This is a genomic window from Micromonospora sp. NPDC047793, assembly GCF_040642635.1.
Lineage (GTDB): Bacteria > Actinomycetota > Actinomycetes > Mycobacteriales > Micromonosporaceae > Micromonospora.
This window is the reverse complement of the sequence record NZ_JBEYSG010000002.1, coordinates 592,187-615,679: the sequence shown is the minus strand read 5'-3', so window position 1 is coordinate 615,679 and position 23,493 is coordinate 592,187. Positions and strand designations below refer to the sequence as shown.

The 23,493-nt window shown below is 72.2% G+C and carries 20 protein-coding genes; 15 read left to right on the top strand and 5 right to left on the bottom strand.

Annotation, left to right across the window (positions count from 1 at the left end; genetic code table 11):
• Window positions 1-191 precede the first annotated feature (191 nt).
• Window positions 192-1,778: a methylmalonyl-CoA mutase family protein gene (locus tag ABZ738_RS07200; protein WP_357211678.1), complete on the bottom strand. Its 1,587-nt coding sequence runs from the start codon at window positions 1,776-1,778 to the stop codon at window positions 192-194.
• A 207-nt stretch (window positions 1,779-1,985) separates the two neighbouring features.
• On the opposite strand from ABZ738_RS07200, the gene ABZ738_RS07195 reads away from it, so the two are divergent.
• The 6 genes from ABZ738_RS07195 (at window position 1,986) to ABZ738_RS07170 (ending at window position 8,234) form a co-directional block, all read left to right on the top strand.
• Entirely contained in the window at window positions 1,986-4,109 is a 2,124-nt protein-coding gene (locus ABZ738_RS07195) for a serine/threonine-protein kinase (RefSeq protein ID WP_131054491.1), read from the top strand.
• Between the two features lie 46 nt (window positions 4,110-4,155).
• Window positions 4,156-5,874 carry a phospho-sugar mutase gene (locus ABZ738_RS07190; RefSeq protein WP_357211676.1) on the top strand — a complete coding sequence of 573 codons (1,719 nt, stop codon included), beginning with the start codon at window positions 4,156-4,158 and terminating at the stop codon, window positions 5,872-5,874.
• 215 nt (window positions 5,875-6,089) lie between these two features.
• Complete coding sequence (locus ABZ738_RS07185; RefSeq protein ID WP_357211675.1) at window positions 6,090-6,974, top strand: helix-turn-helix transcriptional regulator; 885 nt, start codon at window positions 6,090-6,092, stop codon at window positions 6,972-6,974.
• Window positions 6,967-7,170 (top strand): DUF397 domain-containing protein, encoded by a 204-nt coding sequence (locus tag ABZ738_RS07180; RefSeq protein ID WP_357211673.1) that lies wholly within the window; start codon window positions 6,967-6,969, stop codon window positions 7,168-7,170. Before ABZ738_RS07185 ends, ABZ738_RS07180 begins: the two co-directional genes overlap by 8 nt.
• Before the next feature lie 292 nt (window positions 7,171-7,462).
• Window positions 7,463-8,017, top strand: a complete 555-nt coding sequence (locus tag ABZ738_RS07175) for a hypothetical protein (RefSeq protein WP_357211671.1) — start codon at window positions 7,463-7,465, stop codon at window positions 8,015-8,017.
• A gap of 94 nt (window positions 8,018-8,111) precedes the next feature.
• Window positions 8,112-8,234, top strand: coding sequence for a hypothetical protein (locus tag ABZ738_RS07170; protein ID WP_357211669.1), 123 nt, complete (start codon window positions 8,112-8,114; stop codon window positions 8,232-8,234).
• A 17-nt stretch (window positions 8,235-8,251) separates the two neighbouring features.
• On the opposite strand, the gene ABZ738_RS07165 is transcribed toward ABZ738_RS07170, so the two are convergent.
• Entirely contained in the window at window positions 8,252-8,926 is a 675-nt protein-coding gene (locus tag ABZ738_RS07165) for a GPP34 family phosphoprotein (RefSeq protein WP_176092542.1), read from the bottom strand.
• Window positions 8,927-9,005: 79 nt separating this feature from the next.
• Complete coding sequence (gene upp, locus ABZ738_RS07160) at window positions 9,006-9,638, bottom strand: uracil phosphoribosyltransferase (protein WP_131054595.1); 633 nt, start codon at window positions 9,636-9,638, stop codon at window positions 9,006-9,008.
• Window positions 9,639-9,770: 132 nt separating this feature from the next.
• Here upp and deoC point away from each other — a divergent pair, with 132 nt between their 5' ends.
• The 9 genes from deoC to ABZ738_RS07115 all read left to right on the top strand — a co-directional run bounded on the left by deoC (window position 9,771) and on the right by ABZ738_RS07115 (window position 21,999).
• A complete protein-coding gene (deoC, locus tag ABZ738_RS07155) occupies window positions 9,771-10,730 on the top strand; it encodes a deoxyribose-phosphate aldolase (RefSeq protein ID WP_357211667.1) in 960 nt (319 codons plus the stop codon).
• 5 nt (window positions 10,731-10,735) lie between these two features.
• Window positions 10,736-12,166, top strand: a complete 1,431-nt coding sequence (locus ABZ738_RS07150) for an aldehyde dehydrogenase family protein (protein WP_131054597.1) — start codon at window positions 10,736-10,738, stop codon at window positions 12,164-12,166.
• Window positions 12,159-12,983, top strand: coding sequence for an aldehyde dehydrogenase family protein (locus tag ABZ738_RS07145; protein WP_357211664.1), 825 nt, complete (start codon window positions 12,159-12,161; stop codon window positions 12,981-12,983). Before ABZ738_RS07150 ends, ABZ738_RS07145 begins: the two co-directional genes overlap by 8 nt.
• A 366-nt stretch (window positions 12,984-13,349) precedes the next feature.
• Entirely contained in the window at window positions 13,350-13,850 is a 501-nt protein-coding gene (locus ABZ738_RS07140; protein WP_176092538.1) for a BlaI/MecI/CopY family transcriptional regulator, read from the top strand.
• A gap of 10 nt (window positions 13,851-13,860) precedes the next feature.
• Window positions 13,861-14,766, top strand: coding sequence for a M56 family metallopeptidase (locus ABZ738_RS07135; protein ID WP_131054600.1), 906 nt, complete (start codon window positions 13,861-13,863; stop codon window positions 14,764-14,766).
• Between the two features lie 127 nt (window positions 14,767-14,893).
• Window positions 14,894-16,564: a thiol reductant ABC exporter subunit CydD gene (gene cydD / locus ABZ738_RS07130; RefSeq protein ID WP_131054601.1), complete on the top strand. Its 1,671-nt coding sequence runs from the start codon at window positions 14,894-14,896 to the stop codon at window positions 16,562-16,564.
• A complete protein-coding gene (gene cydC / locus ABZ738_RS07125; RefSeq protein ID WP_357211661.1) occupies window positions 16,561-18,381 on the top strand; it encodes a thiol reductant ABC exporter subunit CydC in 1,821 nt (606 codons plus the stop codon). Before cydD ends, cydC begins: the two co-directional genes overlap by 4 nt.
• Before the next feature lie 158 nt (window positions 18,382-18,539).
• On the top strand, window positions 18,540-19,592 hold the full coding sequence (locus tag ABZ738_RS07120; protein WP_131057309.1) for a DNA primase: 1,053 nt from the start codon (window positions 18,540-18,542) through the stop codon (window positions 19,590-19,592).
• 40 nt (window positions 19,593-19,632) lie between these two features.
• The gene (locus ABZ738_RS07115; RefSeq protein ID WP_357211660.1) at window positions 19,633-21,999 is read left to right on the top strand and encodes a transposase; all 2,367 of its coding nucleotides are present in this window, start codon (window positions 19,633-19,635) and stop codon (window positions 21,997-21,999) included.
• 427 nt (window positions 22,000-22,426) lie between these two features.
• Here the strand turns inward: ABZ738_RS07115 and ABZ738_RS07110 are convergent, their stop codons facing one another.
• Both ABZ738_RS07110 and ABZ738_RS07105 read right to left on the bottom strand, forming a co-directional pair.
• Window positions 22,427-23,020, bottom strand: coding sequence for an ATP/GTP-binding protein (locus ABZ738_RS07110; protein ID WP_117228677.1), 594 nt, complete (start codon window positions 23,018-23,020; stop codon window positions 22,427-22,429).
• 1 nt (window position 23,021) lies between these two features.
• Window positions 23,022-23,399: a DUF742 domain-containing protein gene (locus ABZ738_RS07105; RefSeq protein ID WP_131057170.1), complete on the bottom strand. Its 378-nt coding sequence runs from the start codon at window positions 23,397-23,399 to the stop codon at window positions 23,022-23,024.
• Window positions 23,400-23,493 lie beyond the last annotated feature (94 nt).

The following is a 23,493-nucleotide window of genomic DNA, read 5'->3' as shown; positions in this document are numbered from 1 at the left end:
GACGGTACGACAATTACCCGACCACCCACGGCGATCGGCACCGGTGGACGTTCACACGTCCGGACAGTCCTCGACCGCACAGGGTGTGCGTCAACGAGATCATTCGGACGGGATACCCGGAGACGGCCGCGTCGACACGTACAGCGACCGGAAGAGTGGCGAGAAGCGACCGGAAGAGTGCCGAGAACGACTCAGAAGCGGTCGGTCGGGCGGTAGACGCCCCACACCTCGCGCAGCGCCCCACACACCTCGCCGACGGTGGCCCGCTCCCGCAGGGCGGCCTTCATCGGGTAGAGCACGTTGCCGGTGCCCGAAGCGGCCTCCCGCAACTCGGTCAGGGCCCGCTCGACGACCGCGCCGTCCCGCCCGGCCCGCAGCTTGGCCAGCCGCTCGCCCTGCGCCGCCTCGATGGCCGGGTCGACCCGCAGCGGCTCGTACGGCTCCTCGGCGTCGATGGTGAACCGGTTGAGCCCGACCACCACCCGCTCACCCGAGTCGATCTCCTGCGCGATCTGGTACGCGGACTGCTCGATCTCGCGCTTCTGGAAACCCGCCTCGATGGCCTCCACCGACGACCCGAACTCGAAGACGCGGCCCATCAGCGCGTCCGCCGCCGCCTCGATCTCGGCGGTCATCGCCTCCACCACGTACGACCCGGCGAACGGGTCCACCGTGGCGGTCAGGTCCGTCTCGTACGCGAGCACCTGCTGGGTCCGCAGCGCCAACCGGGCCGCCTTCTCGGTGGGCAGCGCGATCGCCTCGTCGAAGCTGTTGGTGTGCAGCGACTGCGTGCCGCCGAGCACCGCGCCCAGCCCCTGCACCGCGACCCGGACCAGGTTCACCTCGGGCTGCTGGGCGGTCAACTGCACGCCCGCGGTCTGGGTGTGGAAGCGGAGCATCAGCGACTTCGGGTTCTTCGCCCCGAACTCGTCGCGCATGAGGCGAGCCCAGATCCGCCGGGCCGCCCGGAACTTCGCCACCTCCTCCAGCAGCGTGGTGCGGGCGACGAAGAAGAACGACAGCCGGGGCGCGAAGTCGTCCACGGCCAGCCCGGCGGCGATCGCGGCGCGGACGTACTCGACGCCGTTGGCCAGCGTGAAGGCGATCTCCTGCACCGGGGAGGCACCGGCCTCGGCCATGTGGTAGCCCGAGATCGAGATGGTGTTCCACTTCGGCACCTCGGTCCGGCAGTAGCCGAACGTGTCGGCGACCAGCCGCAACGACGGCTTCGGCGGGAAGATGTAGGTGCCCCGCGCGATGTACTCCTTGAGGATGTCGTTCTGGATGGTGCCGTTGAGCGCGGCGCCCGGCACCCCGTTCTCCTCGGCGACGAGCTGGTAGAGCAGCAGCAGTACCGAGCCCGGCGCGTTGATCGTCATCGAGGTGGAGACCTTGTCCAGCGGGATGCCGTCGAAGAGCAGCCGCATGTCCTCGATGGAGTCGATGGCGACCCCGACCTTGCCGACCTCGCCGGAGGCGATCGGGTCGTCGGAGTCGTACCCCATCTGGGTGGGCAGGTCGAAGGCGACGGAGAGACCCATGGTGCCGGCCCGCAACAACTGGTGGTACCGCGCGTTGGACTCCGTGGCGGTGCCGAAGCCGGCGTACTGACGCATGGTCCACGGGCGGGAGGTGTACATGGTGGGATAGACCCCACGGGTGTACGGGTACTCGCCGGGAGCGCCCAGCCGGGAGTCCAGATCACCCGGCAGGTGCTCCGCCGTGTAGACGCCCTCGATCGGGAAGCCGGACTCGCTTGACCGCCGCCGTTCGCTCATCACCGGATGGTAGGACGAATGTGCTGGTCACTGGGTGAGGGATAGCGCACACTGGCCCGCTCGACGCCACCACTCGACGTGAGGACCTGCACACGTACCGTTCCGGTCGGTAAACGTCCGCCGCGCCGGGTTTCGCATCGGGCGTCTGAACCAGCAAGATAGAGAGGTTGTGTCCCAGCCCCCTCGACTTCCCCCGGTGGCTTTTCTGTGACTCAGATCCCGACGTGGAGCGGCGGACCAGTCAGCATCCCTACCAACGGCCGCGCGACACCCGGCACCGTCATCGGTGACCGGTACTCGTTGCGTTCCACGGTGGGCAACGGTGGCATGGGCACGGTCTGGCGGGCCACAGACACACTTCTGCGGCGCGACGTGGCGGTCAAGGAGGTCGTCCTACCGCCCGGCCTGGCACCCAGCGACCGCGACGCGATGTACGAACGCACCCTGCGCGAGGCCCGCGCGGCAGCCGCCATCGCCCACCCGGCGGTGGTCCAGGTGTACGACGTGGTCACCGAGGCCGGACGCCCGTGGATCGTGATGGAGCTGCTGGACGCCCGCAGCCTCGCCGACATGGTGATCGAGGACGGGCCGATCGCCCAGCGGGTGGTCGCCAAGATCGGCATCGCGCTGCTCGGCGCCCTGGAGGTGGCTCACGCCATCGGGGTGCTGCACCGCGACGTCAAGCCGGCCAACGTGCTGATCTGCTCCGACGGTCGCTGCGTGCTGACCGACTTCGGTGTCGCCCGGATGCCCACCGACGTGCAGCTCACCACGCCGGGGATGGTGCTGGGCTCGCCGCACTTCATCTCGCCCGAGCGGGCCATGGGCCAGGAGTTCGGCCCGCCCAGCGACCTGTTCTCCCTCGGCGTGACGCTCTACACCGCCGTGGAGGGCCGACCGCCCTTCGACCGGGGCGACCCGATCGAGACCATGCACGCGGTGGTCGAGGACCCGCCGGCCCCGCCGCAGCGCAGCGGCCCGCTGACCCGGGTGCTGATGGGCCTGTTGGAGAAGGACCCGGCCCGTCGACTCGACGTGCACACCGCGCGCGCCATGCTGCGCGAACTGCTCGCCGGCCCGCTGAGCAGCACCGCGTCCGCGGTCAACTCGATGACCGACCCCTACTCCGTGGTGCGGATGCCGCAGCAGTCCGCGCCGATCACCGCGCCGGCCGCCCCGGCGAAGAAGTCCACGCCGTCCGCCGAGATCGGCGGCCCGGCGATGCTCGCCCCCGGTGAGTCGCTGACCGACCGGCTGGCCGCCCTCAGCCGGGGTGAGCGGCCCGGCAAGGCCACCGCCGCCAGTGCCGCCGCGATGGAGGACACCAGCGCCGACGCGCTGGCCCGCCCGGGTCAGCAGAACGCCGCCTCGTCCGCCGGCCGCACCTACGGCGGCGGGGCCGAGGCGACCCAGCGCATCGGTGGTGCGGAAGCCACCCAGCGGATCGGTGGTGCGGAGGCGACCCAGCGGATCGGGGCCGACGCCACCCAGCACATCGGCGCGAACGCCACCCAGCGCATCGGCGCGGACGCGACTCAGCACATCGGTGCCGGGGCGTACGGGTTCGGTGCCCGGCCGGAGGCCACCCAGCAGCTCGGCGGCGACTACGGCGGTCGCTGGCCCGCCGCGCCCCGCCAGCCGTACGGCGCACCAGCACCGCCCGCCGGTGGTGGCGGCAGCAGCCCCCTCGACAAGGCCAAGGCCACGGGGACCCGCGCGGTCGAGACCGTGAAGGGCTGGCCGCGCAAGGTCCAGCTCGCGGCGGCCGGTGGCCTGGTGCTGGTCCTGCTGATCAGCGTGGTGGCGCTCTCCGGCGGCGGCGACCCGCCCGTCACCGACCCGGTCGCCGGACCCGGCAACTCCTCGGACGAGGGGGACCCGGTCGAGATGCAGGAGCACTCGGCGCGCGGCGTGCAGATGCTGGTGCCGAAGGGCTGGAAGCGGACCGCCCCGGCCGGGGCCGTCTACATCGACTACACCGACCCGGACGACAGCGGTCGCCGGGTCCGCATCCTCAACGAGAAGTGGGCCGGCAGCTCGACCCGCTGGGCGCAGAGCGCGGAGAACAACCTCAGGACGCGGTCCAACTCCTGCGCCAAGCCGTACACGCAGATCTCGATGGCGGACAAGGAACTGGCCGGCAAGCCGTCGGCCGAGTTCGAGTACACCTGCGGTGACGGCGAGGCCATGCGGCACGGCGTCTGGCACGGGGTGGCCCACGAGGGCCGGATCTACTCCTTCTATCTGACCGTCAGCGACGCCCGGTTCGACGAGAGCAAGCCGATCTACGACGAGATGCTCAAGTCGTTCCAGCTCACCTCCGCCGGCTGACCGGGGAGACGTCCACGGTGATCCGCCGCCGTGCTATCAAGAGGCAATGGCGGCGGAGACCACTGACATCGACACCATCCGCGAGCAAGCCCAGCGCTGGCTCGCCGACGACCCCGACCCGGCCGACCAGGCGGAACTGCGGGCGGTGCTCGACCGCCTGCCGGACAGCGCCGCCGAACTGGCGGACCGCTTCGCCGGGCCGCTGACCTTCGGCACCGCCGGGCTACGCGGCCCGCTGCGCGCCGGTCCCAACGGCATGAACCTCGCCGTGGTCACCCAGGCCGCCGCCGGGCTGGTCGCCTGGCTCGCCGCCGAGGGCGGCACCGGCCCGGTGGTCATCGGGTACGACGCCCGGCGCGGCTCCCGCGCGTTCGCCGAGCAGACCGCCCGGGTGGCCACCGGGGCGGGTCGCCCGGCCCTGCTGCTCCCCCGCCCGCTGCCCACTCCGGTGCTCGCGTACGCGGTGCGGCAACTGGGTGCGGTCGCCGGGGTGATGGTGACGGCGAGCCACAACCCGCCGCAGGACAACGGCTACAAGGTCTATCTCGGTGCCGAACTGGGCGGCGACTCCGGTGCCGGAGCGCAGGTCGTGCCGCCGGCCGACACCGGCATCGAGGCCGCCATCCGGTCGGTCGGCCCGCTGAGCCGGGTGCCACTCGGTCCCGGGGGCGAGGTGCTCGGTGACGACCTGGTGGCCGCTTACGTGGCACGGGCGGTGCAGGTGGTGTCGCCCGGCGGATCCCGCGACCTGACGGTGGCGTACACGCCGCTGCACGGCGTCGGCGCGGCGGTCCTCACCGCCGCCTTCGCCGCCGCCGGTTTCCCGGTGCCCGGCGTAGTCCCGGAGCAGGCCGAACCGGACGCCGACTTCCCGACGGTCAGCTTCCCCAACCCGGAGGAACCGGGCGCGGTGGACCTGCTCGTCGCGCTCGCCGACACCACCGGCGCGGATCTCGCCATCGCCAACGACCCCGACGCCGACCGCTGCGCCGTAGCGGTCCGGACCCCGGCCAGCGCGCCCTCTGCCCCCGTCGCGGGTGGGCCGAGCGGCGCAGCGGGCGGTGCGGGCTGGCGGATGCTGCGGGGTGACGAGGTGGGGGTGCTCCTCGCCGACCACCTGATGCGGCACGGGGTGACCGGCCTGTACGCCACCACCATCGTCTCGTCGTCGCTGCTGCGGGCGATGTGCACCGCCCGGAACCTGCCGTACGGCGAGACGCTGACCGGGTTCAAGTGGATCGTGCGGGCCGGGGACGGCTCCGCGCCGCTGGTGTTCGGCTACGAGGAGGCACTCGGCTACTGCGTCGCCCCCGACCACGTACGCGACAAGGACGGCATCACCGCCGCGCTGACCGTGGCCGAGTTGGCCGCCGACCTCAAGACCCGGGGCCGTACGCTCACCGACCGGCTGGACGAGTTGGCCGCCGAGTTCGGCGTCCACCACACCGATCAACTCTCGGTCCGCGTCGACGACCTGCGGCTGATCGCCGACGCGATGGCCCGGATCCGGGCGGCCACCCCGGACACGCTGCTCGGCCAACCGGTCACCGAAGCACAGGACCTGCTGCCCGAGGCGGACGTGATCATCCTGCGTACCGGGGCGGCCCGGGTGGTGATCCGGCCCTCCGGCACCGAGCCGAAGCTCAAGGCGTACCTGGAGGTGGTCGAGCAGGTCGCCGACGGTGACGTCGCGGCGGCCCGTGCTCGCGCGGAGGCGGCCGTCGGAGAGTTGCGGCTGGAGGTTGCGCGGGCTTTAGGGATGTAAGGAAGGGCACCTTATTAACGCCTCGTGCATAGCAGGGGTCCCCTCCTAACACCCGAGCACAATCACCGAGCGCTACCGCTTGCCCGCGTTGCGCGTCGACAAATAGCATCACTCCATCAACCATCGCCATTTCCGCATCCGGCGGAAACGAGTTCGCAATACGTTTCCTCGACGGCGGAATCTGGTTGCATTCTGGAACTGAGGAGTGTTGCACGGTGCATGCAACGAACGGTTCGACCGTCCCGCGACGGCAGCTCGGCAGGCTGCTCACCCAACTGCGGGTCGATGCCAGGGTCAGCATCGAGGCGGCAGCCGACCGGCTCGACTGCTCGCGACAGAAGATCTGGCGGATCGAGCGCGGCCTCTCCCCGGCCAGGGGTCCGGACGTGCGCGTGCTCTGCGAGCTTTACCAGGCCACACCCGACCAGGCGAGCGTGCTGGTCGGGCTCGCCGAGGTCAGCAAGGCCGAGGGATGGTGGCACGCGTACGGCCAGTCCATCCCCGCCTGGTTTTCGCTCTATGTCGGGCTGGAAAACGTGGCGAGTAGCGTGCGGTACTACAACGCCGAACTGGTGCCGGGGATTCTGCAGACTCCCGAGTACGCCACCGCGCTCTTTCTGCACAACCGGCCCGATCTGGGCGAGGAGGAACGGAAGAAGGTGGTGCACTTCCGAATCCAGCGGCAGGGACTACTGACGCGACGGCTTCCACCCGCTCCGGAACTGACCGTGATGCTGAGCGAGGCGGTGCTGCGCCGCCCGGTGCCCGACCGGCCGGTGATGGCCGGTCAACTCCGCCACCTGCTTGCCGTCGGCCAACGGCACAACATCTCGATCCGCGTCCTGCCGCTCGCCGCCGGCCCGCCACTCGCCGCCGAGGCGGGCACTTTCGTGCTGCTCGACTTCCCGGATTCCCTGCTCGGAAGCCCGTCCGAACCACCCACCGTCTATGTCGAAGGGCTCACCGGCGCGCTCTATCTCGACCAGCCGCACGAGATCGCCGCCTACGTGCGGGTCTGGCGAGGGCTGGAATCCATCGCGCTCGGGGAGGGAGAATCGATGGAGCTCATCGATGCCATCCGGGGAGAGTGCTATGAGTGATCTGACCGGCGCACAGTGGCGCACCAGCACCCGCAGCGGCACCAACGGCGGCGAGTGCGTCGAGGTCGCCGACAACCTGTCCGACGTCGTCGGCATCCGCGACAGCAAGGACCCGACCGGCCCGACCCTCACCGTCACGCCCACCGCCTGGTCCGCCTTCGTCACCGCCGTCCGCACCACCCACCTACCGCACTGACCTCCCACTCCACCGGGCAGCGTCACGACTGCCCTGCACGCGTGGCCTGAGCGAGATGCCGCGCTCGGCCGAACCCGTCGTGTCGCACGTCGGCGCGTCCATCGACCGACGTGTACGAGCTCGATCGCCGCCGGCCGGGCTGTGCACGCTCGACCGAGGTGCACAGCCCCTGCCGGGACCTGGATTCCTCGCGAGCTTGACCATCACTGGAACAGTGGATGCCCGGAGCGACAATTCGACGCAGGTTCCTTTGCCCCATCAAGGCGCGTCATCCAGGGAGGTTCCCGCATCAATGGACGTCATGATCTCGCTTCTCGTCGGGATTCCAATCGGTGTCTTTCAGTCGATTCTCATGCTCTGGATAGTCTTCCGAGTGTTTTCCCCACAACTTGCCTGGTCCTCGCCGATGGCCGTGACGCCGTCCGGAGCAGGCGAGGGAACGACGGAACTCGTCGCCACGGTGTCCAACGTCGGGCATCGCGATGCGGTCGACGTGGCATTTCACGCCGAACTCCGAGTTGATCACGAAAGAACCGCCGACGGACTGACGCGCATCCTGATCAAGCTGCCGCTGAACTCGTCGTGGATGCCCCGGATCCGCCGAGGCAGCTTCAGACGCATTCGGATCGAGGACGTCCGCGTTCCCGCCGGCGAGTGGGAGCGCCTCAGAGTTCGCACGGGCATCGAGGCCGACACGGTCGTCGACGCACTCCGGGGACACCCGAACGCGCACGTCCGCCTGTACGGGCTGGCTTCGGATCCCTTCAGCGGCTCGCGTCAGGTGTTCGTGTCACTGGATCTCTACGACGGCGACTTCAAGCCGGTCGAACCCCCGCTGGATGCCTAACCCCGTCCAGACCGACCACCCGCGCCCCCGACCCTCGCCACCACCCCTCCCCGCCCCACCACGCCTCCATCCACACCCACGCGATCATGGAGTTATGGCGGTCGCGAAGGTGGACAGATCAGTACGATTCACCAAACGCAACTCCATGATCGGCGAAGCGCTGGGCGAGACCGGCGAGGGGGAGGCGGGGCGGCGGGGCGGCGGGGCGGCGGAATGAAGGGTGTGGCAGGCCGGTCAGCGACGGGGGCCGAGGGCGGCCTGGACGGCGCGGCCCAGGGCGGCGACCACCAGGCCGACCGAGGGGCGGACCACGGAGCTTTCCAGGCCCACCTCGCCGGAGAAGCCGGCACCACTGGCGATCTCCTCCAACCGGCGGAGGGCCTCGGTGGCGTCCTCGCCGGTCGCCCCCAGCGCCGACTCCATCCGGAGTACGGCGACCAGCGTCGCCAGGGCGGCGGTCCGCTCGTCGGGTGCCTCACCGGTCAGCGCGGCGGCGAGCCGTTGGCGGGTCTCCGCCTCCACCGAGGGGTCCAGCACCGGGTAGCGGTGCACGTGGATGAAGCCCATCTCCGTCTCGTCGACGTCCCGGACCACCCCGTGTGCGCACAGGTCACCGAGGACCTTGTCGCGCAGACCGTGCCGCAGCCGCTGCACCCAGGAGGACGGGCTGTGCGGGGTGTCCGCCGCGATCCGGGACAGCACGTCGTCGGTGATCGGCTCGCCCGTCGGTGTCGCGTCGACCACCGTCAGAGCGCCTTCGGCGTACGCGATCCGGCCCGCCAGGGCCAGCTCGATCAACACGGCGGCGGCCATGCCCAGGTCGAGGCTGATCCGGGGCATGGTCGCCTTGCCGGTTTCGTCGTCGTACGCCAACAGGAGCAGTTCCTCGGCGAGCGGAACACCAGTCATGGCCCGAGACGGTAGCCGCTCGATGCCACCGCCCGCACGACAAACCCGCCACCACGAGCGTGGGACGACGACAGACGGATCAGAACCGGGGCATGCCGCCGAACTGGCGGTCCCCGGCGTCACCGAGACCGGGCACGATGAACATGCTGTCGTTGAGACCGTCGTCGATCGACGCGGTGACCAGACGCAGCGGCAGGCCGGACCGCTCCAGCCGGGCGATGCCGGCCGGTGCGGCGAGTACGCAGAGCACCGTGATGTCGGTGCAGCCACGGTCGGCCAGCAGCCGGCAGCAGTGCTCCAGCGAGCCACCGGTGGCCAGCATCGGGTCCAGGACCAGCACCGGCAGGCCGCTCAGGTCGCGGGGCAGCGACTCCATGTAGGCGCGCGGCTCGAAGGTCTCCTCGTCCCGGGCCAGCCCGACGAAGCCCATCGACGACTCCGGCAGCAGACCCAGCGCGGCGTCGGCCATGCCGAGACCGGCCCGCAGCACCGGCACCAGCAGCGGCGGGTTGGCCAGCCGGGTGCCCTCGGTGCCGGTCACCGGGGTCTGCACCGGGTACCGCTCGATCGGGAAGGAGCGCGCTGCCTCGTACACCAGCATGGTGGTGAGTTCGTGCAGCGCCGCCCGGAACGAGGCGGAATCGGTCCGTTCGTCCCGCATGGCGGTCAGCCGGGACTGGGCGAGCGGATGGTCAATGACGTGTACGTCCACGATCGCTCAACCTACCCGCCCCGGACCCCGACGCACGGGCCCCGGCCCCGAGCAGCGACGTCGCTCACCCGGGACACCCGCCCGCCGTCATGATCAAGATCGGGTGGCTCCCGCCTGCGTAGACTTCGGCGCATGACGGCGACAGCGACGTCGGCCCGGTCGGACCTCTCCGAGCTGGGACGATCCGAGACCGCTCTGCGGACCTTCCTGCACGGCCTACCGGGCGTGGACCAGGTCGGCGCGGAGCAGCGGGCAGCCCAACTCGGCACCCGCTCCATCAAGACCACCGCCAAGGCACAGGCGATCGACCTCGCGATCCGAATGGTCGACCTCACCACGCTCGAAGGCGCGGACACCCCCGGCAAGGTACGCGCGCTCGCCGCCAAGGCGCTGCGCCCCGACCCGGCCGACCCCTCCTGCCCGCATGTCGGCGCGGTCTGCGTCTATCCCGCGATGGTCCCCCACGTGGCCGAGGTGCTGCGCGGCTCGAACGTGCACCTGGCCAGCGTGGCGACCTCGTTCCCGTCCGGTCAGGCGCCCTTGGAGATCAAGCTCGCCGACACCCGGGCCGCCGTCGAGGCGGGCGCCGACGAGATCGACATGGTGATCAACCGGGGCGCGTTCCTGGCCGGTCGCTACGCCGAGGTGTACGACGAGATCGTGGCGACCAAGGAAGCCTGCGGGGACGCCCACCTCAAGGTGATCCTGGAGACCGGCGAACTGGCCACCTACGACAACGTACGCCGTGCCTCCTGGCTGGCGATGCTGGCCGGCGGCGACTTCATCAAGACCTCCACCGGCAAGGTCCCGGTCGCGGCCACCCTGCCGGTGACGCTGGTCATGCTGGAGGCGGTCCGCGACTTCCGGGCCGCCACCGGTCGACAGGTCGGCGTGAAGCCGGCCGGCGGCATCAAGACCACCAAGGACGCCGTCAAGTACCTGGTCATGGTGAACGAGACCGTCGGGCCGGACTGGCTGGACCCGGACTGGTTCCGCTTCGGCGCCTCCAGTCTCCTCAACGACCTGCTCATGCAGCGCACCAAGCTGACGACCGGTGTCTACGCCGGTCCCGACTACTTCACCCTGGACTGAACGCGATGTTCGAATACGCACCCGCCCCCGAGTCGCGCTCGGTGGTGGAGATCAAGCCCTCCTACGGCCTGTTCATCGACGGCGCCTTCGTCGACCCGGCCGACGGCGGCAGCTTCAAGTCGATCAGCCCCTCCTCGGAGGAGGTACTCGCCGAGGTCGCCGAGGGCGGCAGCCAGGACGTGGACCGCGCGGTCCGGGCCGCGCGGACGGCGTACGAGAAGGTCTGGGGTCCGATGCCGGGCCGGGACCGGGCCAAGTACCTGTTCCGGATCGCCCGCCTCATCCAGGAACGCTCGCGTGAGCTGGCCGTGCTGGAGTCGCTGGACAACGGCAAGCCGATCAGGGAGTCCCGCGACGTCGACCTGCCGCTGGTCGCCGCGCACTTCTTCTACTACGCGGGCTGGGCGGACAAGCTGGAGCACGCCGGGTTCGGCGCGAACCCGCGACCGCTCGGCGTCGCCGCGCAGGTCATCCCGTGGAACTTCCCGCTGCTGATGCTGGCCTGGAAGATCGCCCCGGCGCTCGCCGCCGGCAACACGGTGGTGCTCAAGCCCGCCGAGACCACCCCGCTGACCGCGCTGCTCTTCGCCGAGATCTGCCAGCAGGCCGACCTCCCGGCCGGTGTGGTCAACATCGTCACCGGCGCCGGCGAGACCGGCCGCGCCCTGGTCGAACACGACGGCGTCGACAAGGTGGCGTTCACCGGCTCCACCGACGTCGGCCGGGCCATCGCCCGCGCCGTCGCCGGCACCGACAAGAAGCTCACCCTGGAACTCGGCGGCAAGGCCGCCAACATCGTCTTCGACGACGCTCCCGTCGACCAGGCGGTCGAGGGCATCGTCAACGGCATCTTCTTCAACCAGGGGCACGTCTGCTGCGCCGGATCCCGGCTGCTGGTCCAGGAGTCCGTCGCCGAGCAGGTGTTGGAATCGCTCAAGCGTCGGATGGCGCTGCTGCGCGTCGGCGACCCGCTGGACAAGAACACCGACGTCGGTGCCATCAACTCCGCCGCCCAGCTCGCCCGGATCCACGAGCTGACCGAAGCCGGCGCCGCCGAGGGCGCGCAGCGCTGGTCGCCACCGTGTGAGCTGCCGGACCGTGGCTTCTGGTTCGCGCCGACCATCTTCACCGGCGTCACCCAGGCCCACCGGATCGCCCGCGAGGAGATCTTCGGCCCGGTGCTGTCCGTGCTGACCTTCCGCACCCCGGCCGAGGCCGTGGAGAAGGCCAACAACACGCCGTACGGGCTCAGCGCCGGAATCTGGACCGAGAAGGGTTCCCGCATCCTGTGGATGGCCGACCGGCTGCGCGCCGGAGTCGTCTGGGCCAACACGTTCAACAAGTTCGACCCCACCTCGCCGTTCGGCGGCTACAAGGAGTCGGGCTACGGTCGCGAGGGCGGCCGGCACGGGCTGGAGGCGTACCTCAATGTCTGAGCGGGTCGCGGTACGCAAGACGTACAAGCTCTTCATCGGCGGGAAGTTCCCGCGTAGCGAGTCGGGACGGTCGTATCTCGTGCAGGACTCCAACGTGTCGCTGGCCTCCCGCAAGGACGCCCGGGACGCCGTGGTCGCCGCCCGCGCCGCCGTGAAGGGCTGGGCCGGAGCGACCGCGTACAACCGGGGTCAGATCCTCTACCGCGTCGCCGAGATGCTGGAGGGCCGCCGCGACCAGTTCATCGGTCTCGGCGTACCCGCCGACGAAGTCGACGCCGCCACCGACCGCTGGGTCTGGTACGCGGGCTGGTCCGACAAGCTGCCGCAGGTGTACGGCGGCGCGAACCCGGTCGCCGGCCCCTACTTCAACCTCTCCGCACCCGAGCCGACCGGCGTGGTCGCCGTGGTGGCCCCGGAGAGCCCGCCCCTGCTCGGCCTGGTCAGCGTGATCGCTCCGGCGATCGTCACCGGCAACACCGTCGTGGTCGCCGCCTCCCCGGACGCGCCACTGGCCGCGATCACCCTCGCCGAGGTGCTCGCCACCTCCGACCTGCCCGGCGGTGTCGTCAACATCCTCACCGGGCGGCTGCCGGAGACCGTACCCACGCTCGCCGCCCACATGGACGTCAACGCGATCGACCTGACCGGGGTCACCGACGCGGACCTGGCGGTCGACCTGGAGATCAAGGCCGCGGAGAACCTCAAGCGGGTACTCCGTCCGGTGGGCTCCGGGCACGACTGGTCGGCTGATCCGGGGCTCGGGCGGATGACGGCGTTGCTGGAGACGAAGACGGTGTGGCATCCCAAGGGGGTGTGATTCCTTTCTTGCTGTGGGGGTTTCCGGGGGGAGCCCACCCGCTCCGGGCGGTCAGGCTTGATCCCTACGCGGGTGGGCTCCCCCCGGAAACCTGACCTGGGCGCGGTCGGAGTTCTGGTGGCGGCTTTCGGGTGCCGCCTTTCGCTGAGTCACCGGTTGCGGGGGGTGTTCGCGGGGCGTGCTCTCGCGCCGCCGGGGGCCGGGTGCGGCGATCATGGAGTGGGGGCGCGGGCAAAGGGTGCATATCCTGCCTGAAGCTCTGCCGGAGCTCCATGATCGGCGGGGCATGTGGGGAGCGGGTGTGGGGAGCGGGTGTGGGAGGCGGGTGCGGGGCGGGGGGTCTACTACGGGGGGTAGGATTCAGGGGTGACTCGGCTGGGGGATCTTGAGCGTGCGGTGATGGACGTGCTGTGGGACACGGTTCCCGCCGCGTCCGACGGGGTGACGGTGCGCGAGGTCGCCGACGTGCTGGCCGGGCGCGAGTTGGCGTACACGACGGTGATGACGGTGCTGGACCGACTCGCCGGCAAGGGCATGGTGCAGCGCGAGCGGGAAGGGCGGGCCTGGCGCTATCGGGCCACCGCCAGCCGCGAGGCGTACATCGCCCAGATCATGCTCGACGCCCTGGACCTGGGTGGCAGCCGCGACGCGGCACTGGTCCGCTTCGCCCGCTCGGTGACGGGCACCGAGGCCGATGTCCTGCGGGCCGCGCTCTCCGCCGAGGCCGGGATGACCCCGGGTACGCCGGACGGGCCGGGCGACGGTGCGGCGTTGACCGATCAGGTCGAGGCACCCGCACCGGAACAGGCGATCCGACGGGACCGGACGACCCGGCCGGGTCGGGCCGACGAGACCGCGGAGCGGTAGGGGCGACGACGTGGCGCAGACCGTGCACTTCGCCGCCGCGATGCTGGCCTGCTGGCTGATCGCGCAGGTACTCACCCGTTCCACCTGGACCTGGCGTACCCCTCGGGTCGCGATCCTCTGCTGGCAGGCGGTCGGCCTGGCCGCCGGCCTCTCCGCGGTGGGCCTGCCGATCGCGATCGGGCTGGCCGCGTACGACCGGGGCACCGGCAGCGCGCTGCTGGCGCTCGCGAACGACCTGTGGCACAGCACGCTTCCGGTGGGCGTCGGCCCGGTGCACCTGGGGCTGGTCGGCGTCGGGTTCGGCATCGGCGCGGTGCTGCTGACCTCGACGGTACGCAGCATCCACGGCACGGTGCGCGCGCAGCGGCGGCACCGGGACCTGCTGGCTTTGGTGGCCCGGCAGGACCCCACCGTGCCCGGGGCGCTGGTGCTCGACCATCCGAGTGCGGCGGCGTACTGCCTGCCGGGAGTGAAGCCCCGGGTGGTGGTCAGCGCCGGCACGTTGAGTCTGCTCGACCGGGCCGAGCTGGAGGCGGTGCTGACGCACGAGCGGGCGCACGCCGAGGAGCGGCACGATCTGGTGCTGATGCCGTTCACCGCGCTGTGCCGGGCGTTGCCGTGGCTGCGCTGGGTGCACGAGGCGCACGAGCGGGTGTCGCTGCTGGTCGAGATGCGTGCCGACGACAAGGCTCGGGAGCTGCACGCGGAGGCCCCGCTGGCCGGTGCGCTGCGCCGGTTCGCCGCTGCCGAGAACCGGATCACGCCGGTCGGCACGCTCGGTCTGGGCGACCGGGACCTGGACGTACGGGTGCAGCGGCTGATGGTCGCGGAACGCCCCGCCCGGCTGATCGGTGCTACCGCGCTGACCGTGGCCACCACCGTGGCCGCCCTGCCCATCTCGCTGTTCCTGAGCTGACGACCGACGTGGTGTCCCGCGTACCCGCTCCGCGCTCGCGGGCGCTCGGCGCGTCCCGACTAGGCTGCCAGGCGATGTGCTGGCGGATTCTCCGGGGACGGACCGACGGTCGGGCACCGGTGCCCTGGTGAGCCGCCGCCCCTTCGACCCACGGCTGCTGCGCCGGGTCCCTGCGGCCCGACGCGACCTCGTGCTGCTCGCGCTGCTCGGGGTGCTCGCCGCCGGACTGGTCGTGGCGCAGGCGACCGCCCTGGCGATGCTCCTGGCGACCGCGTTCACCGGGCGGCTGGACCGCGTCGCGCTGGCCGGTCTGGTGGCCGCCGTCGCGGCCCGCGCGCTGGTGGTGTGGGCGCAGGGCGCGGTCTCGGCGCGGGCGGCGGCCACGGTGAAGGCCGCGCTGCGGGCCGATCTGCTGGGCGCGGTCGCCCGGCACGGTCCGGGCTGGGTCGCCGGCCAGCGGGCCGGACAGTTGGCCACGCTGGCGGGGCGTGGACTGGACGCGCTCGACGCCTACTTCACCGGTTACCTGCCGCAGCTCGTGCTGAGCGTCACGGTGCCGGTGGCGGTGCTCGGTCGGGTCGTCTTCGCCGACTGGAGTTCGGCGGTGATCATCGCACTGACCCTGCCGCTCATCCCGATCTTCGGAGCGCTGCTCGGCTGGCAGGCCCAGGCCGCCACCGAACGGCAGTGGCGGCGGCTGTCCCGCCTCGGCGGGCACTTCCTGGACATGGTGGCCGGGCTGCCCACACTGCGGGCGTTCGGGCGGGCCCGCGCGCAGACCGACGCGGTGCGGCGGATGGCCGACGGGCACCGGGTCGCCACCATGCAGACCCTGCGGATCGCCTTCCTCTCCGCCCTGGTGCTGGAGCTGGTGGCCACCCTGTCGGTGGCGCTGGTCGCGGTCCCGGTCGGTCTCCGCCTGCTCGACGGCGGGCTGGCACTCCAGACCGCGCTGCTGGTGCTGCTGCTCACCCCGGAGGCGTACCTGCCGTTGCGGGCCGCCGGCAGCCGGTTCCACGCCAGCATGGAGGGCCTCACGGCGCTGGACGAGGCGCTCACGCTCTCCGGTTCCGCGCCGACGCCCGTACCCCGCTCCGGTGCGTCGCCCGACGGGCGCGGCGAGATCCGGTTCGAGGCGGTGACGGTCGCGTACGAACGCACCACCGCGCTGCGGGACGTGTCGCTGACCATCCGGCCCGGCGAGCGGGTGGCGATCATCGGCCCGAGCGGCGCCGGCAAGAGCACCCTGCTCGGGCTGCTGCTCGGCTTCGTCGCACCGACCACCGGGCGGGTCACCGTCGGCGGTGTCGACCTGGCCGGCGCGGACGCCGACGAGTGGCGTCGACAGGTGGCCTGGGTGCCGCAGCGGGCCCACCTGTTCGCCGCGTCGCTGGCCGACAACATCCGCCTCGGCCACGCCGACGCCGCACCGGAGGCGATCACCGCAGCGGTGCGCGACGCGGCGCTGGACGAGGTGGTCGCCGCGCTGCCCGACGGCTTGGACACCGGGCTCGGCGAACGCGGGCACGGCCTGTCCAGCGGCCAGCGGCAGCGGGTGGCGCTGGCCCGGGCGTTCCTGCGGGACGCACCGGTGGTGCTGCTCGACGAACCGACCGCCCGCCTGGACGCCGCCGCCGAGGCGGCGGTGCTGTCGGCCACCCGTCGACTGGTGACCGGACGGACCGCGCTGCTGGTCGCACACCGCCCCGCGCTGCTGGAGGACGCCGACCGGATCCTGCGGGTCGAGGACGGTCGGGTCACCGAGCTGACCCCGCAACCGGCCGGGGAGGCCCGATGAGCACCGCTCCGGCCACCACGACCCGCCGTGTCGACTCGTCGCCCGAGGCGGCCGTACTCCGGTTGGCCCGGCCGTACCTGCGACGGCTGGTCGGAGCGGGACTGCTCGCGGCGGCCACCGAGTTCGCCGCCCTCGCCCTGATGGCCACCGCCACCTGGCTGTTGATGACCGCCGCCGGTCGGCCGGAACTGGACCGGCTCACCGTGGCGATCGTCGCGGTGCGGGCGCTCGCGGTGAGCCGGGGCGTGCTGCGCTACACGGAACGGCTGGCCGGGCACGACGCGGTGCTCCGGCTCGTCACCGACGTCCGGGCCCGGGTGTTCGCCACGCTCGCCGCCCGACGGGGTGCCCCGCCGCGCACCGGAGACGCGCTCAGCCGTCTGGTCTCCGATGTGGAGGCGGTGCAGGACCTGCTGCTGCGGGTACTCGTCCCGGCCGCCGCCGCGGCGACGGTGAGCCTGGTGGCCGTCGGCCTGACCGCACTGATCTCGCCGCCGGCAGCGCTCACCCTCGCCGTCGGCCTGCTGGTCGCAGGCGTGGGCCTGCCGCTGCTGGCCACCGCGTTGACCCGGCGGGCCGCCGCCGAGATGGCACCACTGCGCGGTGCCCTCGCCACCGACGCGGTCGACCTGACCCACGGCGCCGCCGACCTGGCCGCCTTCGGTGCCACCGCCAGCGCGCTCGACGCCGCCGGTGGGCGGGCCCGCCGTCTCGCCCGGCTGGAGCGGCGGCTCGCCGCGCGCGGCTTCGCCGTCGACGCCCTCGGGGTGCTGGTCGCCGGGCTCACCGCCGGTGCCGTGGTGGTCGTGGCGCTGCGGACCGACGTGTCCGGCGCGTGGATCGGGGTGTTGGCGGTCGGCACGCTGGCCGCCGTGGAGATCGCCCTCGCGCTGGTCGGTGCCGCCCGGCAGTGGACCGGTCTGCGCTCCGGACTGGCCCGGGTCGCCCCGCTGCTGACGCCGGCCGCCGAGAGCCGCGACACACCGGCCGCCGCCGGGGAGCCGACCGGTGGGCGGGACAACCCGTCGACGGAGCGGCGCGACGTCCCCCGGGTACGGTTCGAGGAGGTCACGGTCCGTTACCGGGCCGGGGTGCCCGCCGCGCTCGACCGGTTCGACCTCGACCTGCCGCCCGGCCGCCGGATCGCGGTGGTGGGCCCGAGCGGGGCCGGCAAGAGCACCCTCGCCGCCGTGCTGACCGGTGCGGTACGCCCGGACAGCGGTCGGGTGGGTCTGGACGGCCACGACGTGTCGACGTACCCGCCGGAGGACCTGCCGAGGGCGGTCGGCGGGCTGCTCGCCGAGGCGTACGTCTTCCACGCCACCGTCCGGGACAACCTGCTCCTCGGCCGCCCCGACGCCGACGAGGCAGCACTGGCCGCCGCCACCGAGGCCGCCGGCCTGGCGGACTGGGTACGGGCGCAGCCGGAGGGCTGGGACACCGTGGTCGGCGAGGAGGGTGGGCAGCTCTCCGGTGGTCAACGGCAGCGGTTGGCGCTGGCCCGCGCGTTGCTCGCCGCACCCGGCGTGCTGGTGCTGGACGAGCCGACGGAGGGTCTCGACCCGGTCGCCGCCGACGAGGTGCTCGCCTCCACCCTGGCCGCCACGCCGGCCGGGCATTCGGTGCTTCTGATCACGCATCGACTCACCGGTCTCGACGGGCTCGACGAGGTGCTGGTGCTCGACGCCGGGCGGGTGGTCCAGCGGGGACCACACGCGGACCTGGTCGACGCCGAGGGCTGGTACCGCGACCAGTGGGTGGTGCAGCAGGCCGCCGAGCACGGTTACCTCGCGCTCTCCGGCCCGCACCGGCCCTGACCTGTGCGGCGCGTCACCGATGCCGGGCCGACCGGCACCGGCCGGCGACGGCGCGGCGTACGGGTTGTCGGGACCGCCATCGGGGTGCGGGCACCGATTACCCAGAGCAGCCCATTAGGGTATGTGCCCAGAGTCACTCATCGACATCGAGTCGGTGAGTGGGCAGCCCGACGCACACGGAGGTCACCGTGGCCCGCCAGTCGCCCCAACGGCCGGACGCCGACGAGCCCGAGCTCGATGACACCACCGGCCCCGCCAAGCCGGACGCCACCGAGCCGGAGGCCGTCGCCGAGCCGGACCCCGCCGAGCGGGAGGCCGACGACGAGTCGTCGGACGTCGAGGAGGCGGACAGCGCGGCGGCCCAGGCGTCCCGCGCCCTCTGGGACGAGCTGCGGATCGACCCGATCGAGGTCGCTCTGCCCGCCGGCACCGGCTTCACCCTGCGGGCCTACCGGCCGGCCCGTGAGTTGACCCCGACCGACGTCGCGGAACGCGACGCCGACGACCCGTTCCTGGCCCGTCGGCAGGTCGTCGAGACCGACGACGAGGACGACGACGTCGTGATCCTCGACGAGGACGTCGCCCGGGAGTTCGCCGAGAGCGACGAGGACGAGAAGCAGGACAAGGACGAGGAGTCGGGCAAGTCCGCCTCGGGCAAGTCCACCTCGAAGAAGGACTCCGACGCCGACGAGGACGCCGACGAGAAGGCGGACGACGACGGCGACGAGGAAGTCCCCGTCTTCCTGAGTCACCGGGGACGGCTGCTGCTGTTCAAGACCCCGGAATCCCTGGTCAGCTTCGTCCGTTCCGGTGCGCCCAACGATATGTCCCAGCTGGACAGCTGGAATGAATTGTCCGAACGGGTGGAACCGGCGGACATCGCCCCGCTTGAGGAGGACGTCTACGAGCTCGATCTGGTAGTGGAGAACCTGCGGGGTGGCCACGACAGCTGGGCTCCGACGCTGCTCATCGAGGCGGGCGAGGTCGCTCGCGACCTGTCGTACGCGCTGCGCCTGCCCGCCGTGCTCGACATGCTGTCCAGCGGCTCCAGCCTCGACGATCTGGACGACGCGCTACGCGCGTCTGTCAAGGGCGGCATCGGCGGATTCCTCGGTCGACGTAAGCTGAAGAAAATTGGGGCACAAACCGCAAGTCTGGGTTGGCGGACCATTGTCGGAAAGATCTCTGCGGTCGTGGACTGGCGCGACTGACGCGCACCAGGGAGCATCAGTCTCTGGCAGAGAAGACCCTGTGTTCCGGGAGGAGGACGACGCCGTGGCGCTCGTGCGCGTGTACTGCGGTCTGGCCTCGGCGGATCCGGCTGGCCGACCGGTCTCGGCCGGTTCGACGCTGACGTCCGCTGTGGTCGACGACGCAGGCCGTCTGCTGCATGTCTGCGAGGTGAGCGACGACCCGGCGGGTTACGCCCGGCTGGTCACGCTGCTCGTGGAGCGCTCAGGCGGGCCGAGCGGTGCGGCGATTGCCGCCGACAGTGACGACCACACCGTCACCTCGCTACTCAGCGCCGCCGGTCGTCCGCTGGCGATCGCCGACGACGACTCGGTCGACGACTTCGCCGAGCGGTTCGCCGACGACGACTCCTTGGAGGAGATGCAGGCCCCGCCGGCCGTCCGACGGGCTGTCGGACTGGCTCGCGCCCTCCAGGCCGGCGCCCTCTCCGCGGTGACCCTGCCGGCACCCCGGGACCTCGCCGGTTACAAGCAGGTGCTCGCGGCGCACGCCGCCCTGGCCGCCGGCCGGCACTCCGCCGCAGCCGCGCTGCGCGAGGTGCTGCGCGAGCTCTACCCGGCCGCGTTGCGGGCCTACCCGGATCCGGCCGAGTCGATCCCGCTGGCGGTGCTGGACGCGCTGCCCGAGCCGGGCATGCTCACCGACGCCGCAGGACGCGGTCGTGACGCGGCGGTCACCGCCGACGCCGTCACCGCCCAGCTCGCGGCCGAGGGCGCGGGCGAGGCGGACGCGATCGACGAGGCGGTCACCGCGCTTCGGGTGGCGATCTCCGAAACGCCGCGCCGGTCCACGGTCAACCGGGCCCTCACCTCCGCCGCCGCCGAGACGATCCGACAGGCGGTCGCCTCGGTCCGGGCCTGCGACGCCGGTTGCGAGGCGCTGGTCGGCGCCCTGCACGCCCGCACCGCTCCCCCCGCACCGGCCGTCGGACGCCGGGCCGCCGCCCGACGGGGCGAGCCGGTGGGCGAGCTGGCCTCCACCGCCGCCGCGCCCGCTCCGGCTCCCGCCCCCGGTCTGCGCCCGGTCCGGCCCACCGGGCCCGAACCGGCCGGTGGTGGCCGCCGCAGTCGGCCCGAGCCGCAGCCCGGCAGCGGTCCCGCGTCGCCGCGTCCGCTCGGTCCGCCGCCGGTCGCCCCGGCACCGGTCGCACCGCCGCCCGTCGCACCCATGCCGCTGACGCCGGCTGCGATGTCCGGCCCGCCCGTCTCCGCGCCGTCGACGCACGCCGAGCCCGGCCCGTCGCGCATCGACGGCCCGACGAACCGTCCGATCTCGACGCCGCCCCCGCCGCCGCCCGGCATCACGCCGATCGCGCCCTCGCAGCGCGGGACGGTGCCGCCCGCCGAGGCCGGCGAACCGTTCCGGCCGACACTCACCACCGCAGCGATCAACAGCGCGCGGGCCGAACGGCAGCGCACGATCATCCCGCCGCGTCCGAAGACCAACGGCGAACCGCCGACCGGCGGGTTCAGCGCCACCGACCTCAGCGTTCCGGTGCCGGCGCCCCGACCCGATCAGGAGCCGACGGCACCCCCGGGGTCGCGGGCCAACTGGCCGCTGGTGAACAACCCGGAGAACCCGGCGGACGTCACCTCGCCGCTCAATCCGGTGGTCACCTCCGCCTACGACGACCGGAAGCGGCACGAAGCACCGCAGCCCCCCGCCGACCTCGGTGCGGAGCGTCGGGTGACCCCGCCGTGGCTCGCCGACGACCTGCCGCCCGAGCCGCCGGTGCTGCGACTGGTCGAGCCGCCGCCGCTGGCCGACCGTGCCCTGCGCAGCTCCGCCGAGTCGGCCCAGGAGACCCCGCCGCTGCGGCTGGTCGACCGGGGTGACCCGGCACGTGGCGGGCGTCCGGTGGAGCGGTTGGACCTCACCCCGCCGGCGCGCCGCGCGGAGCCGCCGGTGGAGCACCGGCCGCCGCCCGTCCCCGACGAGGGCGACGGCGACCTGTTGATCTTTGCTCAGGCCAGGTCCGCCTGGTTCGTCGGGCACGGCGAGAGCGCCGACCTGGAGTGGTCCAGCCTGGCCGACACCGGTTGGGAGGCCGCCGAGCAGGCCGCCCGTCCGGCGGTGGGTGCCGAGACCGGGGCCGGGTTGCCCAAGCGGGTGCCGCAGGCCAACCTCGTGCCCGGCTCGCCGCTGCGCGAGGAGCGTCCGCTGCGCATCGTCCGGGACGCGGCCAGCCTGGCCGAGAACACCACCGGCTACTTCCGCGGCTGGCGTCGCGGGCAGGAGATCGGCGGTTTCGCGGTCGGCGGGCGACCGGGCCGGGAGTCCGCCGGTGGCTGGGACTTCACCCGGGACTCCGGCGAGCGCGACGACGACCGGGAGTACGAGTACCGTTCCGCCGGCTACCGGTCCTGACGCCTGCCACAACCCCGCTCACCTGCGTTTTTTCACCCACGCCCGGTTGATTCGACATCGAGTCGACCGGGCGTGTGCATGACCAACGCACCAACCCCGCAGGTCATGATCGTGCACCGCGTGCCGCCGGGGTGGAGGTGGTCCGCACGGTAGGGCTCCCCGTGTCATTCGCCGGCGTCATCCACGCCGCCCAGCGCGCCGTGACGGCCCGATCGGACGCCGTGGTGGTCCCGGGGACATCAGCCCGCTCCGGAGCCGCCACACGCACGCTGCGCAGTCTCGCGGTCCACCCGACGTGGCCTGGAACCGCCCGAGCTGAGCGGTCGGCCGGGCGGCCCCGACCGAGCCGCCGAACCTCCGGCCGGGCTGCGGACAGCATTGCGCGCCCGGTGCCCTCCTGGTCGGCACCGGGCGCGGCAGCCGATCGTCAGGCGGGAGCGACGGCCCGGGTACGGCGCATCGTGAGCACGTACTCGACCAACGAGATCAGCACGTGCTTCGTCGACTCGCGGTTCCGGGCGTCGCAGGCCACCACCGGCACGTCGCTGGAGATAGCGAGCGCCTCCCGGACGTCCTGCGGATCGTGGTACTGCATGCCGTCGAAGCAGTTGATGGCCACCAGGTACGGCAGCCGCCGGTGCTCGAAGAAGTCGATCGCCGCGAAGCAGTCCGCCAACCGGCGGGTGTCCACCAGCACGACCGCGCCGATCGCGCCCCGGACCAGTTCATCCCACATGAACCAGAAACGGGTCTGACCCGGCGTACCGAAGAGGTACAGGATCAGGTCACGATCGATCGAGATACGACCGAAGTCCATGGCCACCGTGGTCGTCGTCTTACCCGGCACCTGCCGGGTGTCGTCGACGCCGACACCGGCGGACGTCATGATGGCCTCGGTGGTCAGCGGCGTGATCTCCGAGACCGAGCCGACCAGCGTCGTCTTGCCGACGCCAAATCCACCGGCGATAACGATCTTCGCCGACGTCACGCGCCCGCTCGGGGTCGGCGGACGGTGCGACATGTCAGAGCCTGCGAAGTCCACTCAGCACCCTCTCCAGCAATTCAGTGCCCACCGCGTCGTCCGAGTCGTCCAGGATGGTCGGCTCGTGGATAGCGACCAGGCCGTCCGTCGCCATGTCGGCGATGAGCACCCGGGCCACGCCGAGCGGAAGTTGCATACGCGCCGCGATCTCAGCGAGCGACTGCACACGTCCGTCACACAGCGCAGCGATGTACTGGTGCTCTCGGCCTTGCCCGCCGTTGCCTGTGGCAACGGCCCGACCGCGCACCGTGGTCTCGACCAGCGCCTCCAGGGCGATGTCGAGGCGAGGACGGGTACGACCGCGGGTCACGGCGTATGGACGGACCAAAGCGCCGGTCGGCTCGTCACGATCGGCCATGTCGCCGCTCACCTCCTTCGTCCCCGGCACCGGCTCGCACCGGCGCTACTCCTCGTAAGTCGTGTTCGCGCCTCACCCGCCCCACCGGCTGGCG

What these genes read in the sequence shown, in the direction of transcription:
- cydC (WP_357211661.1), top strand. Translation starts at nt 16,561, where the DNA reads ATGAGCACCGCTCCGGCCACCACGACCCGCCGTGTCGACTCGTCGCCC.
- deoC (WP_357211667.1), top strand. Translation starts at nt 9,771, where the DNA reads ATGACGGCGACAGCGACGTCGGCCCGGTCGGACCTCTCCGAGCTGGGA.
- ABZ738_RS07180 (WP_357211673.1), top strand. Translation starts at nt 6,967, where the DNA reads ATGAGTGATCTGACCGGCGCACAGTGGCGCACCAGCACCCGCAGCGGC.
- ABZ738_RS07145 (WP_357211664.1), top strand. Translation starts at nt 12,159, where the DNA reads ATGTCTGAGCGGGTCGCGGTACGCAAGACGTACAAGCTCTTCATCGGC.
- ABZ738_RS07200 (WP_357211678.1), bottom strand. Translation starts at nt 1,778, where the DNA reads ATGAGCGAACGGCGGCGGTCAAGCGAGTCCGGCTTCCCGATCGAGGGC.
- ABZ738_RS07190 (WP_357211676.1), top strand. Translation starts at nt 4,156, where the DNA reads ATGGCGGCGGAGACCACTGACATCGACACCATCCGCGAGCAAGCCCAG.
- ABZ738_RS07175 (WP_357211671.1), top strand. Translation starts at nt 7,463, where the DNA reads ATGGACGTCATGATCTCGCTTCTCGTCGGGATTCCAATCGGTGTCTTT.
- ABZ738_RS07165 (WP_176092542.1), bottom strand. Translation starts at nt 8,926, where the DNA reads ATGACTGGTGTTCCGCTCGCCGAGGAACTGCTCCTGTTGGCGTACGAC.
- ABZ738_RS07170 (WP_357211669.1), top strand. Translation starts at nt 8,112, where the DNA reads ATGGCGGTCGCGAAGGTGGACAGATCAGTACGATTCACCAAACGCAAC.
- ABZ738_RS07110 (WP_117228677.1), bottom strand. Translation starts at nt 23,020, where the DNA reads ATGTCGCACCGTCCGCCGACCCCGAGCGGGCGCGTGACGTCGGCGAAG.
- ABZ738_RS07105 (WP_131057170.1), bottom strand. Translation starts at nt 23,399, where the DNA reads ATGGCCGATCGTGACGAGCCGACCGGCGCTTTGGTCCGTCCATACGCC.
- ABZ738_RS07150 (WP_131054597.1), top strand. Translation starts at nt 10,736, where the DNA reads ATGTTCGAATACGCACCCGCCCCCGAGTCGCGCTCGGTGGTGGAGATC.